The following is a 12,372-nucleotide window of genomic DNA, read 5'->3' on the forward strand; positions in this document are numbered from 1 at the left end:
TCGCCCGGACCCGTTCCCCCGTGTCCCCCCAAGGGCTCCGATCCCCCGTGAGCCCTCCGGCCTTCAGGCGACGAGCTCGCCGAAGGCTTCCTCCTCGTCACGGCCGAGTCCGAGGACCTGGTCCTCCCGCAGCCGCCGCAGCGACCGCCAGATGCTGGACTTGACCGTGCCGACACTGATGTTGAGGATGTCCGCGATCTCCGGATCGGTGCGGCCCTCGTAGTACCGCAGGACCAGCATGGTCCGCTGCGGTTCGGGAAGCCGGGCGAGCGCCTGCCACAGGACGGTGCGCAGCTCGGTGCCGCGCATGGAGTCCAGGTCGCCGGCGGTCTCCGGCAGTTCCTCGGTCGGGTACTCGTTGAGCTTGCGGCGGCGCCAGGCGCTGATGTGCAGGTTGGTCATGGTGCGCCGCAGGTAGCCGCCCACCGCCGCCTTGTCGCTGATCCGGTCCCACGCCCGGTAGGTGGAGAACAGCGCGCTCTGCAGCAGGTCCTCCGCCTCGAAGCGGTCACCGGTCAGGTGGTAGGCGGTGGCGTACAGCGCCGCCCGCCGCTCCCGCACGTAGGCGGTGAACTCCGCCTCCGACAGCCCGCCCTGGGCGGCGGGGCGTCCGGCGCGGTCCCCCCGGACCGGCTCGGACGACACCCGCTGCACCGGAGCCGCCGCCGGCGGCGCCACGGACGCGGAGGCCGCCGTCGACGGCTGGGCCGTGAGCCCGTGCCGGCCGACGGTTCCCCGCACGCGGCCCCGCGCCCCCACGACGCCGGACCGCTCCCCCCGGATCACCACGTCGTGCAGACGCGTGGCCACTGCGCCAGTGCCATTGCTGAGCAGAGTGCTCATCCCGCGCCTCCCGTCATGTTCCTGTCCGTGCACAACGATGTTGCCGGGGACACTTCATGACGGTGTCCGCCGACTGTCACAGACCTGTCACAGGCTCCCCGCACTGTGCGCGCCTCTCGCGGAGCGGGCCGGCGGCCCGGTGAGGGCCGCTGAACAGCCGCTCCGGTAGGCGGAATTCCTTCTGTGGAGGCCATGGGCCAGAATGAGCCCGTGCCTTCCCTGTTGCTGATCGAGGACGACGACGCCATCCGTACGGCCCTGGAGCTCTCCCTGACCCGCCAGGGGCACCGCGTGGCGACCGCTGCGAGCGGTGAGGACGGTCTGCAGTTGCTGCGCGAACAGCGACCGGATCTGATCGTGTTGGACGTCATGCTGCCCGGAATCGACGGTTTCGAGGTCTGCCGGCGCATCCGCCGGACCGACCAGCTGCCGATCATCCTGCTGACCGCGCGCAGCGACGACATCGACGTGGTGGTCGGGCTGGAGTCCGGCGCGGACGACTACGTGGTCAAGCCCGTGCAGGGCCGGGTGCTGGACGCCCGGATCCGCGCGGTGCTGCGCCGCGGGGAGCGGGAGTCCAGCGACTCGGCGTCGTTCGGCTCCCTGGTCATCGACCGGTCCGCGATGACGGTCACCAAGAACGGCGAGGAACTCCAGCTCACGCCGACCGAGCTGCGGCTGCTGCTGGAGCTCAGCCGCCGCCCCGGTCAGGCGCTGTCGCGGCAGCAGCTGCTGCGGCTGGTGTGGGAGCACGACTACCTGGGCGACTCGCGCCTGGTGGACGCCTGCGTGCAGCGGCTGCGCGCCAAGGTGGAGGACGTGCCGTCCTCCCCGACGCTGATCCGCACGGTGCGGGGCGTGGGCTACCGCCTGGACCAGCCGCAGTGACCGGACCGCAGTCCCCCGAGGTGCCGTCGCAGAAACCGGCCCGTCCGGCCGCCTCCCCCGACCGGGGCGCCGCCTCCGAGGCGGGCGGCGGCTCGTCCGGCCGGGCCCCGAGATCGCGCTTCCGCCTCCTGCGGTTCACCAGCCTCCGCCTCCGCCTGGTCCTCGTCTTCGGCCTGGTGGCCCTGACGGCCGCGGTGACGGCGTCCGGCATCGCCTACTGGCTGAACCGCGAGGCCGTGCTGACCCGCGCCCAGGACGCGGTGCTGCGGGACTTCGAGCAGGAGATGCAGAACCGCGCGGGCGCGCTGCCGAGCAGGCCGACGCAGGAGGAACTGCGCCGGGCGGCCGAGCAGATGTCCAACGGGAGCCAGCACTTCAGCGTGCTGCTGATATCCGTGGCGCCCGACGGGCGTCCGGTGGTGGAGAGTTCGGGCATGCTCGACTCCTTCACCCTGGAGGACGTGCCGCGCCCGCTGCGTGAGGCGGTGAACCGCAAGCAGAAGCTGACCTCCGCCAACTCCTCCCCGTACCACCTGTACTGGCAGCGGACGGTCGGCGGGGACGGCACCCCCTACCTGGTGGCCGGCGCGCGGGTGGCGGACGGTCCGACCGGTTACATGCTGAAGTCGCTGGAGCCGGAGGCCAAGGACCTCAACTCGCTGGCCTGGTCGCTGGGCATCGCCACGGCGCTGGCGCTGGTCGGGTCGGCGCTGCTGGCGCAGGCGGCCGCCACCACCGTGCTGCGGCCGGTGCACCGGCTGGGCATCGCCGCCCGCCGGCTCGGCGAGGGCAAGCTGGACACCCGCCTGCAGGTCTCCGGAACCGACGAACTGGCCGAGCTGTCACGGACGTTCAACCGCACCGCCGCCGCGCTGGAGCAGCGGGTGGCGGAGATGAGCGCCCGCGACGAGGCGTCCCGCCGGTTCGTGGCCGACATGTCGCACGAGCTGCGCACCCCGCTGACCGCGATCACCGCGGTGACCGAGGTGCTGGAGGAGGAGCTGGACGCGGAGACCGGCGGCATCGACCCGATGATCGAGCCGGCCGTGCGGCTGGTGGTCAGCGAGACGCGGCGGCTGGGCGACCTGGTGGAGAACCTGATGGAGGTGACCCGCTTCGACGCGGGCACCGCCCGGCTCGTCCTCGACGACGTGGACATCGCCGACCAGATCACCGCCTGCGTGGACGCCCGGGCCTGGCTGGACGCCGTGGAGCTCGACGCGGAACGCGGGGTGACGGCGCGGCTCGACCCGCGCCGGCTGGACGTGATACTCGCCAACCTGATCGGCAACGCGCTCAAGCACGGCGGGTCGCCGGTGCGGGTCTCGGTGCGGGTGGAGGACGCGCCCGACGCGCCGCTCGCGCCCCACGCCCCGCACGCGCCCCACGCCGCGCACGCCCCGCACGACGCCGCCGAGCACCCGGAGCGCGTCCCGGACGCCGACGCGGCGGCCGAGGACGACGCGGCCGCCGCCGAGGCGGCGCGGAAGGTGCTGGTGATCCAGGTCCGGGACCACGGTCCGGGCATCCCCGAGGAGGTGCTGCCGCACGTCTTCGACCGGTTCTACAAGGCGAGCGCCTCCCGGCCGCGGTCCGAGGGCTCCGGTCTGGGGCTCTCCATCGCGCTGGAGAACGCGCACATCCACGGCGGTGAGATCTCCGCGGCCAACTCGTCCGAGGGCGGCGCGGTGTTCACCCTGCGCCTGCCGCTGGACGCCTCCTCGGTGACGGAGGAGGCCCCGGCGGAGCAGCAGGCGGGCGGCAAGCAGCGGCAGAGGCAGAGGAGCGGACGGTGAGGCGCAGGGGAACGGCGGCGCTGCTGCTGGGTGCGGTGCTGACGTCCGCGCTGGCGGGGTGCGGGATCCGGGCGACGGAGGTGCCCACGGACTTCGGCGCGGCCCCGTCCCGGATGCCGTGCGCCGCCTCGGGGTCCTCCCCCGGGCCGACGGACGGCTCCCGGGTGCAGGTCCACGTGTACCTGCTGTGCGCGGGCCAGCTGACGCTGGTGGAGCGCTCGGTGCGGCTGCCCGAGGACGCGGACGGCTCGATGCGGCGCACGCTGATCGCGCAGGGCCTGGTCGACGAGCTGACCAGCCGGCCCTCGCCGGGCGAGCAGCAGAACGGTTACCGGACGGTGGTGCCCTTCGGCACCGAGGTGAAGGGGCCGATACCGAGCGACCCGGGAGAGGCGTTCCGGCTGAACGGTCCCCCGGAGCGGCTGCCGGCCGGGGCGCTGGCGCAGATCGTCTGCACCTTCGCCGAGTCCGCGGCCACCCAGGGCTCGGGCTCGGTCACCCTCGGCGGCCCCGAGGGCCCGCTGACCCGCTACGAGTGCCCGCAGTCGGTGCGGACCCACCCGACCGCCACACCCGTCCCGTCGGACACCCGGGTCGCCCAGCAGTGACGTCCGCCCCCGCGCCCGCACCACCCCGCGGGCGCCCGGGACCCGGAACCGCGCGGCCGGAAGGCGGCGTCTAGACCCACGTGCAGCGTCAACGCTCGGGCAACGGCAGCATCGCCACCGGTTTCCGCACGGCAGGTGTCCTCCTCCTCGCCGCACACCTCGCCGTCGTCGGGTGGCTGACGCTGCGACCACTGGACGTCCCGTGGATCACCCCGGCGAACATCCGGCCGATGGCGGGGATACGCGCCGACCTGGCGCTCGGCTGGGAGCCCGCCGCGCGCCGCATCCTGCAGGACCTGGCCCTGCTGGCGCCGCTCGGCGTCCTCTTCCCCCTCGCGGGCGGGCGGCTCTGGTCGCCGCCGCTGTTCTCCCTGGCCCGCACCATGGCGGCCGGGGCGCTGATCTCCCTGGGCATCGAGCTGCTGCAGACCGGCGTGCCCGGGCAGGTCGTCGACGTCGACTCGCTGATCCTCAACACGGCGGGGCTCACCCTGGCCCATCTCGCGGCGGTGCCGGCCGGCCGTGCCGCTCTGCGCCGACGGGCCGCCCGGCGCGGCGACCGGGCCCCCACCGGGGTCGACCAGGAGACGGCTCAGGGTCCGTCCCCGAGGTTTCCCAGGGTCCCGATCGCCCCGTAGAGCGATGCCTTGCACCCTTTTGCGTCCGTAGCTTTGGGGTAGAGGGGACGGCCGGGGGGTCGTTTCCGACACCGAGACGCACGCCGGGCCCTTCCCAGGCCCCCGTGCCGACGTAGCTACGGAGGAACCAGCCATGAGCAGCCTCGTTCGCCCCACCCACGGCCGGATGATCGGCGGCGTGTGCGCCGCGCTGGCCCGGCGCTTCGGCGTCTCCGCGACCACGATGCGGACCGTCTTCCTGGTCTCCTGCCTGCTGCCGGGCCCGCAGGTGCTGCTGTACCTCGCGCTCTGGCTCCTGCTGCCGAGCGAGGAGAAGGCCGCGCGCAAGGCCGCCGCGTTCTGATCGCGGTCTGGGCGGAGCCGAGCCGCCGTACGACGCGCCGAGGGGGCGCGACCGGGCTGCCGGTCGCGCCCCCTCGGTCGGGGAAGCGTGGTGCTGGCGGACGCGGCCGGTTCAGCCGATCGGCAGGCCGTTGAGGCCGCTGCCGTTGCCCATGTTCATCTCGCCGAGGCCGAGGCCGCCGAGCAGCGCCGGGACCTTGCCACCGAGCGGCGCGGCCTGCGCCTCGCCCTCGTTGGCCTGGGCGCTGGCGTCCCGCTCCTGGGCCGCGCCGGAGACGCGCTCGGCGCTGCCCATCGCGGCCGCCATGCCCGCGCCGCCGAGCTGCTCGCCGATGCCGCCGAGCTGGTCGCCGGCGCCCTGGAGTCCGCCGACCAGCGGGCCCTGCAGGGCGTCCCCGATGCCGTCCGACGGCAGCGCGCCGGTGACGCCGCTCAGGGCGGGGCCGGCGTCCGGCAGGGCCGGGGCAGCCGTGGCGGCACCCGCGCCGATCGCCGCGAAGGCGGTGCCGAGGGCGGCGACACCGAGGGTCTTGGCAACAGACTGCTTCATGATGAACGCGTCCTTGTATTGCAGTGACGGGGGACTGAGCGGTCCACGACCGTAAACACGCCCCGCCGTCGGCCGCAAACACCGAAATGCGGTGGATTCGTGAAGGGAAAGCCGGGCGTATTGTCCGCCCGGCTTCCTCCGTTTCCGCGTCACCGCAGTTCAGCGGCGCCTCACTGGAACAGCCACTCGGCCTTCAGCGTGGCGTATCCGGGCTTGATCACGTCATCGATCATCGCCACCCTTTCATCGAAAGGAATGAATGCTGATTTCATCGCATTGACGGTGAACCACTGCATCTCGTCGAGCGTGTAACCGAACGTCTCGACCAGGTGCTCGAATTCGCGGCTCATGGTGGTGCCGGACATCAGGCGGTTGTCGGTGTTGACGGTGACCCGGAAGTGCAGGCGCCGCAGCAGCCCGATCGGGTGGTCCTCGTAGGAGCCGACGGCGCCGGTCTGCAGGTTGGAGGTCGGGCAGAGCTCCAGCGGGATCCGCTTGTCGCGGACGTAGGCGGCGAGCCGGCCGAGCTTCACCGTGCCGTCCTCGGCGACCTCGATGTCGTCGATGATCCGCACGCCGTGGCCGAGCCGGTCCGCGCCGCACCACTGGATGGCCTGCCAGATCGACGGCAGGCCGAAGGCCTCGCCGGCGTGGATGGTGAAGTGGTTGTTCTCCCGCTTCAGGAACTCGAAGGCGTCCAGGTGACGGGTGGGCGGGTAACCAGCCTCCGCACCCGCGATGTCGAACCCGACCACCCCGGAGTCCCGGTAGCTGTTGGCGAGTTCGGCGATCTCCAGCGAACGGGCGGCGTGCCGCATCGCGGTGAGCAGGGCGCCGACGCGGATCCGGTGGCCGTTCTCCCGGGCACGCCGCTCCCCCTCGCGGAAGCCGGAGTTGACCGCCTCGACGACCTGCTCCAGCGTCAGCCCGCCCTCCAGGTGCTGCTCGGGGGCGTACCGCACCTCGGCGTAGACCACGCCGTCCGCGGCGAGGTCCTCGGCGCACTCGGCGGCGACCCGGCGCAGGGCGTCCTCGGTCTGCATGACGCCGACGGTGTGGGCGAACGTCTCCAGGTACCGCTCCAGGGAGCCGGAGTCGGCGGCCTCCCGGAACCAGGAGCCCAGCTTGTCGACGTCCTCGTACGGCAGGGCCCGGTACCCGTTCTCCCGGGCGAGTGCCACGACGGTGCCGGGGCGCAGGCCGCCGTCGAGGTGGTCGTGCAGCACGACCTTCGGTGCCCGGCGGATCTGTTCCGCGGTCGGGGTGTTGATGGTCTGGCGTTTCATCGCTGAACCATAACGCGCAATTCCCTACGCGCGTAGAGTCCGCGCGGAAGGGTGGCGTGGGCGCGGTGTTCTGCCAGTGTGGGCGCATGGCACACCAAGGGACCCCGGACCGCCCGGCCCGGCTCGGAAAGCCGTTCGCCGCGCACGCCCTGCGGCGGCCGGACCAACGGGGCGCGCCGGCCGGTGTGGTGCTGCTGCTCCCCCGCGGCAAGGAGGTGTCCGACCGGCCGCCCTCCCCGGTGGCGGGGTGGGTCTCGACGCGGGCCCTGGGCCGCCGGCTGGCCCGCGCCGGGGAACCGCACGGGCTCGCGGTCCACCTGGTGCGCTACCGGCGCGGCGGCTGGAACGGCGCGGAGGCGGTGCTGGCCGCGGAGGCGACGCGGGCCGTGGAGGAGGCGGTGCTGCGCTACGGCGACGTGCCGGTGTGCCTGGTGGGCGTCGGCATGGGCGGCCGGGCGGCGCTGCGGGCGGCCGGGCACCCGGCGGTGGTCTCGGTGGTGGCCCTCGCGCCGTGGCTCCCCGCCGACCCGGAGCGCGGGGCGGCGGGGCCGGAGCCGGTGAAGCAGCTGGCGTCGCGTCAGGTGCTCATCGTGCACGGCACCGACGACGCCCGGGTGGCGCCCGACCGGTCGTTCCGGCTGGCGGAGCGGATCAAGAAGACGAACCGGGAGGTGTGCCGGTTCGAGGTGCACACCGACGGGCACGCGCTGCGGGTGTACCGGTGGGAGGTCCACACGCTGACCGCCGACTTCGCCCTCGGCACCCTTTTCGGCACGCCCCTGCCCCGCGCCATCCGCGACGCGCTCGCCGCGCCGCCGCCGCTGGGGCTCCGGATGCCGCTGGCGTCCGGCTTCGGACGCGTCCGCGAACGCTGACGGCTCCGGCCGGTCCGGGGCGGGGCGGGCGTGCGGGCCCCGTTCAGTGCGGCAGGAGGTGGCCGCGGCGGGAGAGGAGGAACTTCTTGAAGGCGGCCACCGGCGGGGTGTCGGGGTGCCCGTCGAGCCAGGCGACGCCGATCTCGCGGACCGCGCGGGGCGCGGTGACGGTGAGCTCGGCGACCCCGGGCCGGGGGAAGGCGGGCGGCGGCAGCAGCGCGACCCCCAGTCCGGCGGCGACCAGCCCCCGCAGGGTCTCCGCCTCCTCGCCCTCGAACGCGATCCGCGGCCGGAACCCGGCCTGCGCACACAGGTCGTCGGTGATCCGCCGCAGCCCGTACCCCGCCTCCAGCGTCACGAAGGTCTCCTCCGCCGCCTCCGAGAGCCGGATCCGCCGCCGGGCGGCGAGCCGGTGGTCGGCCGGCACCACCAGCCGCAGCTTCTGCTCGTCCAGGCGCCGCGCCACCAGGTCCGGCGCGTCCGGCACCGGGGAGGTGAGGCACAGGTCGAGTTCGCCGCGCCGCAGGCCCTCCAGCATCGCCTCGCCGTAGTTCTGGACCAGGCTGAACCGGATCCGCGGGTGGTTCTCGCGGAAGGCGTGGATCAGCCCGGGCACCGTCTCCGCGCCCATGGTGTGCAGGAACCCGAACGCCACCTTGCCCACCGCCGCGTCGGCGTCCGCACGGACCTCCTCGGCGGCCCGCTCCAGGTCGGCGAGGGCCCGCTCCACGGAGGCCAGGAACGTCCGCCCTGCGGGTGTCAGGGAGACGGTGCGACCCCGGCGGGCGAAGAGGTCGACGCCCAGGTCCTCCTCCAGCCGGGCCACCGCCCGTGACAGCGTCGACTGCGGCACCCGCATCTCCTGCGCGGCCCGGGTGACGTGCTCGGTCCGCGCCACCCCCGCGAAGTAGGCGAGCCGCGGGACGAGCATGGTGACAATGTCTTCCACGTCACCGGTCTGTGACAGCCACTCCTGTGACCTCTGCTGATGCACCACGGGAACGATTATGGCGAATCCGTGCATTGGACGGATGAGCCCTGCCGTTCCTACGGTCGAACCATGCCTGCCAGTACCGAGGCGTCCACCCGCGTGGGCGCCGGAACCCCCGTCACCGCCCCCTCGTCAGCACCCGCCGCCGACCCCCGCGCCGCCGACTCCCGTGCCGCCGACTCCCGTGTCGACCTCGGCACCCCCGCGTACCGCCGGATGAGCCTCGCGCTCTTCCTCGCCGGTGTCGCCACCTTCGCCCTCCTCTACTCCACGCAGGCCCTCCTCCCGCTGATCTCCGCCGACTACGGCTCCTCGGTGAGCGACGTGTCGTGGACGGTGGCCGCCGCCACCGGCGGGCTCGCGCTGTTCGTCATCCCGATGAGCGCGCTCTCCGAGCGGTTCGGCCGGCGCGCCACCATGACCGGCGCGATCGCCGTCGCGGTCGGCATCGGCCTGGTGGTGCCCTTCGCCCCCTCGCTGGGCGTGCTGGTGGCGCTGCGCGCGGTGCAGGGCGCGGCCCTGGCGGGCCTGCCGGCCTCGGCGACCGCCTACCTGGCGGAGGAGGTGCGGCCTCGGGCGCTGGTCACCGCGATCGGGCTGTACGTGGCCGGCAACAGCGTCGGCGGCATGAGCGGCCGGGTCATCACCGGCTGGGTGGCGCAGGAGTGGGGCTGGCGCGTGGCGCTGGCGGTGCTGGGCGTGCTGGCGGTCGCCTGCGCGGTGGCGTTCCGGATGCTGCTGCCGACGCCCCGGCACTTCACCCGCGGCTCGCTGCGCCCCGGCGTGGTGGCCCGCACGGTCAGGGACCACCTGGGCAACCCGCTGCTGCGCCGGCTGTACGCCATCGGCGCGCTGTTCATGACGGTGTTCGGCGGCGTGTACACGGTGATCGGCTACCGGCTGACCCAGGAGCCGTTCTCGCTGCCGCAGGGCGTGGTGGGCTCGATCTTCCTGGTCTACCTGGTGGGCACCGTCGCCGCCTCCGGCTCCGGCCGGCTGGTCGGGCGGTTCGGCCGCCGGGGCACGCTCTACCTGTCCGGCGCGCTGACGGCGGCGGGTCTGCTGGTCTCGCTGTCGGACCGGCTGCTCCTGGTCCTGCTCGGCCTGGTCCTGGTCACCGGCGGGTTCTTCGCCGGCCACTCGGCGGCGTCCTCCGCGGTGAGCGGCACGGCCCGGCACGGGCGGGCGCAGGCGGCGGCGCTGTACCAGTCGGCGTACTACATCGGGTCCAGCGTGGGCAGCACCGTCGGCGCGGTGGCCTTCCACGCCGCAGGCTGGGGCGGCACGGTGGCCGTGGGGCTGCTGGCCGTGGCCGGCGTCGCCGGGATCACCCTGCTGGGCACCCTGGCCGCCCGCCGGACCGCCCTGGCCGCCTGACCTCCCCCGCCGGCCCCGGGGCTGGCCCCGGTGCCGGCCCCGGCCTCGGTTCCGTTCGCGGGCCCGGCGCCGGCGCCGGTGCCGGCCGGCAGCAGCAGCAGCACCGGCAACCCGCCCACCCGCCTTTTCCCCCGATCACCGGCTGGTTGTCGGTGCCCTGCGGTAGCTTCCGAAGAGAGGACCGAACAGGCGAAGAGGCCGAGGGGCGGGTTGCCATGACCGACGTATCCACCGCGACCGGAGCGGCGGGGGCCGACGCGGCCATCGAGAGATACCGCACCGAGCTCACCGGCTACTGCTACCGCATGCTGGGCTCCTCGTTCGAGGCCGAGGACGCGGTGCAGGACACGATGATCCGGGCATGGCGGAGCCGGGACAAGTTCGAGGGCCGCTCCAGCCTCCGCTCCTGGCTCTACCGCATCGCCACCAACGTCTGCCTGGACATGCTGACGGCGGGCAACAAGCGCGCCAGGCCGGTGGACCTCACGGCGTCCACCCCGCTCGCGCAGGCCGCGCTCACGCCGCGCCCCGACCACACCTGGCTGGAGCCGATGCCCGACGCCCGCGTGCTGCCGGACGTGTCCGACCCCGCGGAGCGGGCCGTCGCCAAGGAGTCGGTGCGGCTGGCGTTCATGGCGGCGCTGCAGGAGCTGCCGCCCAAGCAGCGGGTGGTGCTGATCCTGCGCGAGGTGCTCGCCTGGAAGGCGAGCGAGGTCGCCGAACTGCTCGACACCACGGTCGCCTCCGTCAACAGCGCCCTCCAGCGCGCCCGGGCGACGCTCTCCGAACGCGCGCGGGAGCGGCCCGGCGAGGTCTCCGACCCGCTGGACGAGGAGCAGCAGAAGCTGCTGGAGCGCTATGTCGCCGCCTTCGAGGGCTACGACATGGCCGCGCTGACGGCGCTGCTCCACGAGGACGCCATCATGACCATGCCGCCGTTCGACCTGTGGCTGCGGGGCCCGGGCGACATGGCCGGCTTCATGACCACGATCGGCGCCGCCTGCGCGAACTCCCGGCTGCTCCCGGTGGAGGTCAACGGCCTGCCCGGGTTCGCGCACTACAAGCCGGACCCGGAGAACGGGGGCTACACCCCGTGGGCGGTGCAGGCGCTGGAGATCTCAGAGGGGCGGATCACCGGGATGCACTGCTTCCTGGACTCCCTGGAACTGATGCCGGCCCTGCGCTGGTTCCCCCTCTTCGGCCTCCCCGCCCACCTCGACGAGGACGGGAAGCCCGACGAGGTCCAGCAGGGCGAGTAGGCCGGGGTCGGGGCCGCGCAGCAGGACGCGGCCCCCGGCCCGCCGGGCGGTGAGCTGGAGCCGGGCGATCAGGTCGACGGCGGCCAGCGTGGGGCGCCGCAGTGCGCGGACGTCGCAGACGACGACCGCCGCGCCGGCCTCCAGCCCGCCGCGTGCCACGTCACAGAGCCGGGCGGTCCCGTCCTTCCCGACGGCCTCGCCCGGCACGCGCACGACGACGACTGCCTCCGCGTCCCTCATGAACGGATAGACCGCGCGCCGGCGCGGAACTCATCGGGCGGGCGTCACTCGGTCGGGTAGTCCGCGGTGTCCAGCACGCACCCGAAGGGCTCGGGAAGGTCGACCGGGTCACCGAACTTGCCGGCGCTCAGCACCCGGTAGGTGTCGCCCTGGGGCTCCCCGTAGAGGGTGACCGCGGGACCGCCGGGCGCCCACCGGTCGATGAGCAGGTAGAGCGGCACCCCGGCCTGGGCGTAGCCGGCGGGCTTCTTCAGCCGGTCGTGCGCGGCGTTGCCCGGCGAGGTGATCTCCACCACGAGTTCCGCCACGGACGCCAGGACGTACACGTCCCCGTCCGTTCGCAGTTCGCGCTCCGGCACGACCACGAGGTCGGGGATGTACAGACCGCTCCGCGACGGAACGGCCGTGCCCAGTGTCTGGCAGACCGCCCACTCCGTGGGAACGCCACGGAGCAGGCTCCGGTGAACCAGGTGGGCGATGAGGTTGTGGGTCTTGGACGGCGGTGGAGCCACGGTGACGATCCCCTCGATGATCTCCACCTTGCTGCCCTCGGGCCCGAATGTGCCCTCCCAGGTCCGGACGAGTTCGTCCCAGTCCGGGGAGAGGCCGTGGCTCACGGCGAGTGCGCTCATGGCGGTTCTCCTATCGGTGCGTCACCGATCCCAGCATGCCGAACCGG

The 12,372-nt window shown here is 73.8% G+C and carries 13 protein-coding genes and 1 pseudogene; 8 read left to right on the forward strand and 6 right to left on the reverse strand.

The features are described 5' to 3' along the window. Positions 1 to 63 precede the first annotated feature (63 nt). A complete protein-coding gene (locus tag ACWD3O_RS03130) occupies positions 64 to 843 on the reverse strand; it encodes a SigE family RNA polymerase sigma factor (RefSeq protein ID WP_451410818.1) in 780 nt (259 codons plus the stop codon). Between the two features lie 210 nt (positions 844 to 1,053). Between ACWD3O_RS03130 and afsQ1 the strand changes: the two genes are divergently transcribed. The 5 genes from afsQ1 (at position 1,054) to ACWD3O_RS03155 (ending at position 5,116) form a co-directional block, all read left to right on the forward strand. Continuing rightward, positions 1,054 to 1,731 (forward strand): two-component system response regulator AfsQ1, encoded by a 678-nt coding sequence (gene afsQ1 / locus ACWD3O_RS03135; RefSeq protein WP_151771635.1) that lies wholly within the window; start codon positions 1,054 to 1,056, stop codon positions 1,729 to 1,731. Further along, on the forward strand, positions 1,629 to 3,527 hold the full coding sequence (locus tag ACWD3O_RS03140; protein ID WP_451414827.1) for an ATP-binding protein: 1,899 nt from the start codon (positions 1,629 to 1,631) through the stop codon (positions 3,525 to 3,527). Before afsQ1 ends, ACWD3O_RS03140 begins: the two co-directional genes overlap by 103 nt. Further along, positions 3,524 to 4,135 carry a hypothetical protein gene (locus ACWD3O_RS03145; RefSeq protein WP_451410819.1) on the forward strand — a complete coding sequence of 204 codons (612 nt, stop codon included), beginning with the start codon at positions 3,524 to 3,526 and terminating at the stop codon, positions 4,133 to 4,135. The genes ACWD3O_RS03140 and ACWD3O_RS03145 overlap by 4 nt, the downstream gene beginning before the upstream one ends. A gap of 80 nt (positions 4,136 to 4,215) precedes the next feature. Next, positions 4,216 to 4,773: a VanZ family protein gene (locus ACWD3O_RS03150; protein WP_451414694.1), complete on the forward strand. Its 558-nt coding sequence runs from the start codon at positions 4,216 to 4,218 to the stop codon at positions 4,771 to 4,773. A gap of 133 nt (positions 4,774 to 4,906) precedes the next feature. After that, a complete protein-coding gene (locus tag ACWD3O_RS03155; protein ID WP_451410821.1) occupies positions 4,907 to 5,116 on the forward strand; it encodes a PspC domain-containing protein in 210 nt (69 codons plus the stop codon). 111 nt (positions 5,117 to 5,227) lie between these two features. On the opposite strand, the gene ACWD3O_RS03160 is transcribed toward ACWD3O_RS03155, so the two are convergent. Together ACWD3O_RS03160 and ACWD3O_RS03165 are read right to left on the reverse strand one after the other, a co-directional pair. Further along, positions 5,228 to 5,665, reverse strand: a complete 438-nt coding sequence (locus ACWD3O_RS03160) for an ATP-binding protein (RefSeq protein ID WP_451414695.1) — start codon at positions 5,663 to 5,665, stop codon at positions 5,228 to 5,230. A gap of 170 nt (positions 5,666 to 5,835) precedes the next feature. After that, positions 5,836 to 6,951 carry an adenosine deaminase gene (locus ACWD3O_RS03165; protein ID WP_451410823.1) on the reverse strand — a complete coding sequence of 372 codons (1,116 nt, stop codon included), beginning with the start codon at positions 6,949 to 6,951 and terminating at the stop codon, positions 5,836 to 5,838. An 86-nt stretch (positions 6,952 to 7,037) separates the two neighbouring features. Here ACWD3O_RS03165 and ACWD3O_RS03170 point away from each other — a divergent pair, with 86 nt between their 5' ends. Further along, positions 7,038 to 7,826: an alpha/beta hydrolase gene (locus tag ACWD3O_RS03170; RefSeq protein WP_451414696.1), complete on the forward strand. Its 789-nt coding sequence runs from the start codon at positions 7,038 to 7,040 to the stop codon at positions 7,824 to 7,826. A 43-nt stretch (positions 7,827 to 7,869) separates the two neighbouring features. On the opposite strand, the gene ACWD3O_RS03175 is transcribed toward ACWD3O_RS03170, so the two are convergent. Beyond that, positions 7,870 to 8,823 carry a LysR substrate-binding domain-containing protein gene (locus tag ACWD3O_RS03175; protein ID WP_451410825.1) on the reverse strand — a complete coding sequence of 318 codons (954 nt, stop codon included), beginning with the start codon at positions 8,821 to 8,823 and terminating at the stop codon, positions 7,870 to 7,872. A 63-nt stretch (positions 8,824 to 8,886) separates the two neighbouring features. Here ACWD3O_RS03175 and ACWD3O_RS03180 point away from each other — a divergent pair, with 63 nt between their 5' ends. Both ACWD3O_RS03180 and ACWD3O_RS03185 read left to right on the forward strand, forming a co-directional pair. Then, entirely contained in the window at positions 8,887 to 10,194 is a 1,308-nt protein-coding gene (locus tag ACWD3O_RS03180; protein ID WP_451414697.1) for an MFS transporter, read from the forward strand. A 215-nt stretch (positions 10,195 to 10,409) separates the two neighbouring features. Beyond that, positions 10,410 to 11,453, forward strand: a complete 1,044-nt coding sequence (locus tag ACWD3O_RS03185; RefSeq protein ID WP_451414698.1) for a sigma-70 family RNA polymerase sigma factor — start codon at positions 10,410 to 10,412, stop codon at positions 11,451 to 11,453. 30 nt (positions 11,454 to 11,483) lie between these two features. Here ACWD3O_RS03185 and ACWD3O_RS03190 read toward each other — a convergent pair. Beyond that, positions 11,484 to 11,693: pseudogene (locus ACWD3O_RS03190) on the reverse strand (STAS domain-containing protein); the annotation flags it as partial. Between the two features lie 44 nt (positions 11,694 to 11,737). After that, positions 11,738 to 12,325, reverse strand: coding sequence for a Uma2 family endonuclease (locus tag ACWD3O_RS03195; RefSeq protein ID WP_451410828.1), 588 nt, complete (start codon positions 12,323 to 12,325; stop codon positions 11,738 to 11,740). Positions 12,326 to 12,372 lie beyond the last annotated feature (47 nt).

The organism is Streptomyces sp. NPDC002640, from assembly GCF_053592575.1.